Raw genomic sequence first — 3243 nt, 5'->3', positions numbered from 1 at the left:
CTCCTGATTGCTACCATCTGCTCCCTGTTTTAAGCGATAAAAACTTTCACAAAGACAAAACCTTTACTGCACATAAAGCACTTGGTTTATATTAGTAACCATAGACTATAAATCTACGGGTAATTAGTACTACTTGGCTATGACATTACTGTCTTTACACCTATAGCCTATCAACGTCGTCATCTACAACGACCCTTAAAAGATGTCTCATCTTGAGGCGAGTTTCGCACTTATATGCTTTCAGTGCTTATCTCTTCCAAACGTAGCTACTCAGCGGTGCACCTGGCGGTACAACTGATACACCAGAGGTTTGTTCAATTCGGTCCTCTCGTACTAGAATCAAGCCCTCTCAAACATCTAACGCCCGCAATAGATAGAGACCGAACTGTCTCACGACGTTCTGAACCCAGCTCGCGTGCCACTTTAATGGGCGAACAGCCCAACCCTTGGGACCTTCTCCAGCCCCAGGATGTGACGAGCCGACATCGAGGTGCCGAACCTCCCCGTCGATGTGAGCTCTTGGGGGAGACTAGCCTGTTATCCCCGGAGTACCTTTTATCCTATGAGCGATGGCCCTTCCATACGGAACCACCGGATCACTATGTCCTGCTTTCGCACCTGATCGACTTGTAGGTCTCACAGTCAAGCACCCTTATGCCATTACACTCTACGCACGGTTACCAAGCGTGCTGAGGGTACCTTTGAAAGCCTCCGTTACTCTTTTGGAGGCGACCACCCCAGTCAAACTACCCACCACGCAATGTCCTTCTGAAAGAAGTTAGGCTCCAAGTAAGTAAAGGGTGGTATTTCAACGTTGGCTCCACAAACACTAGCGTGCCTGCTTCAAAGCCTCCCACCTATCCTACACATTACTTACTCAAAGTCAATACGAAGTTATAGTAAAGGTTCACAGGGTCTTTTCGTCCCATTGCGGGTAATCGGCATCTTCACCGATACTACAATTTCACCGAGCTCGTGGCTGAGACAGTGCCCAGATCGTTACACCATTCGTGCAGGTCGGAACTTACCCGACAAGGAATTTCGCTACCTTAGGACCGTTATAGTTACGGCCGCCGTTTACTGGGGCTTCAGTTAATGCCTTCGGTTTAACCCTAAGCACCTTCCTTAACCTTCCAGCACCGGGCAGGTGTCAGACCCTATACAGCATCTTTCGATTTAGCAGAGTCCTGTGTTTTTGATAAACAGTCGCCTGGGCCTCTTCACTGCGGCCAACATTGCTGTTGGCGTCTCTTCTTCCGAAGTTACGAGACTATTTTGCCTAGTTCCTTAGCCACGACTCACTCGAGCACCTTAGGATTCTCTCCTCGACCACCTGTGTCGGTTTTGGTACGGGTTGCTTCACTTCGGCTTTTCTTGGATCAGATTACACTACAGCAGCTTCGCCCGAAGGCTAGGCCTTGACTATTCCGTCAGTCTCCAGCAGCTACATCCAACCGTCCCCTTTTATTGTGAGCAAGTATGGGAATATTAACCCATTGTCCATCCACTACCCCTTTCGGGTTCGCGTTAGGTCCCGACTAACCCTCAGCTGATTAGCATGGCTGAGGAAGCCTTGGTCTTTCGGTGAGCAGGTTTCTCGCCTGCTTTATCGTTACTTATGCCTACATTTTCTTTTCTATCCGCTCCACAATACCTCACAGTACTGCTTCGGCGCAAATAGAATGCTCTCCTACCAGATATATCTAAAATATAAATCCATAGCTTCGGTAATATGTTTATGCCCGATTATTATCCATGCCGGACCGCTCGACTAGTGAGCTGTTACGCACTCTTTAAATGAATGGCTGCTTCCAAGCCAACATCCTAGCTGTCAATGCAGTCCAACCGCGTTGTTTCAACTTAACATATATTTTGGGACCTTAGCTGTTGGTCTGGGTTCTTTCCCTCTCGGACATGGACCTTAGCACCCATGCCCTCACTGCCGTAGAACATTTATTAGCATTCGGAGTTTGTCAGGAATTGGTAGGCGATGAAACCCCCGCATCCAATCAGTAGCTCTACCTCTAATAAACTTATATACGACGCTGCACCTAAATGCATTTCGGAGAGTACGAGCTATCTCCCAGTTTGATTGGCCTTTCACCCCTACCCACAGGTCATCCGAAGACTTTTCAACGTCAACCGGTTCGGTCCTCCACTCTGTGTTACCAGAGCTTCAACCTGCCCATGGGTAGATCACAAGGTTTCGCGTCTAATCCTACTAACTATGCGCCCTATTCAGACTCGCTTTCGCTCCGGCTCCGGTACTTAATACCTTAACCTCGCTAGTAAAATTAACTCGTAGGCTCATTATGCAAAAGGCACGCCGTCACAGCATTACGCTGCTCCGACCGCTTGTAGGCGTACGGTTTCAGGTTCTATTTCACCCTTCTATTCGAAGTGCTTTTCACCTTTCCTTCACAGTACTTGTTCACTATCGGTCTTTCAGGAGTATTTAGCCTTGGAGGATGGTCCCCCCATATTCAGACAGGATTTCACGTGTCCCGCCCTACTCATTTATCATCTTAATATACCTTTCAAATACAGGGCTATCACCTTCTATGGCTGTTCTTTCCAGAACATTCTTTTAAATATATAAAGACTTTTGGGCTAATCCGCTTTCGCTCGCCACTACTTACGGAATCTCTTCGATTTCTTTTCCTCCGGGTACTTAGATGTTTCAGTTCTCCGGGTTTGCTCCTCTTGCGAGGTGACATATCTTCAATATGCCGGGTTGCCCCATTCGGATATCTGCGGATCAATTCGTGTGTGCCAATCCCCGCAGCTTTTCGCAGCTTACCACGTCCTTCGTCGCCTCTGAAAGCCTAGGCATCCGCCATACGCCCTTAACGATTTCTTTCCTATTGGTTACTCAAGCGCTTTATGCGCTCGGTTTTCTCTTTGTGATGTCTTTACCGTTAATGTCAATGATCTTAATGTCTTCTCTTCCAACTGATGAACAAATGTTGTTTTTGGCTCCATTCGTAACTTTTAAATCAGTCTTCCAAAACTGTGGAGAATAAGGGAGTCGAACCCTTGACCTCCTGCGTGCAAGGCAGGCGCTCTAGCCAGCTGAGCTAATTCCCCCTCTAGTTGCTGTTGGCTTATTGCTTATTGCTGTTGGCTAAGTGCCAGTAGCAAGTCGCTATTTGCCAGCCGCCTTAATTAGTAGTCTCGGGCAGGCTCGAACTGCCGACCTCTACATTATCAGTGTAGCGCTCTAACCAGCTGAGCTACGAGACT

At 47.8% G+C, this 3243-nt stretch carries 2 tRNA genes and 1 rRNA gene; all 3 read right to left on the bottom strand.

Annotated elements, in window-relative coordinates:
• Nucleotides 1-103: 103 nt before the first annotated feature.
• Nucleotides 104-2860, bottom strand: a 23S ribosomal RNA gene (locus tag J2786_RS23015).
• Between the two features lie 153 nt (nt 2861-3013).
• Nucleotides 3014-3087, bottom strand: a tRNA-Ala gene (locus J2786_RS23010).
• 82 nt (nt 3088-3169) lie between these two features.
• Nucleotides 3170-3243, bottom strand: a tRNA-Ile gene (locus J2786_RS23005).

Source organism: Chryseobacterium vietnamense, assembly GCF_031454475.1.
Classification (GTDB): Bacteria; Bacteroidota; Bacteroidia; order Flavobacteriales; family Weeksellaceae; genus Chryseobacterium; species Chryseobacterium vietnamense.
This window is presented reverse-complemented; position numbering and strand designations above follow the sequence as displayed.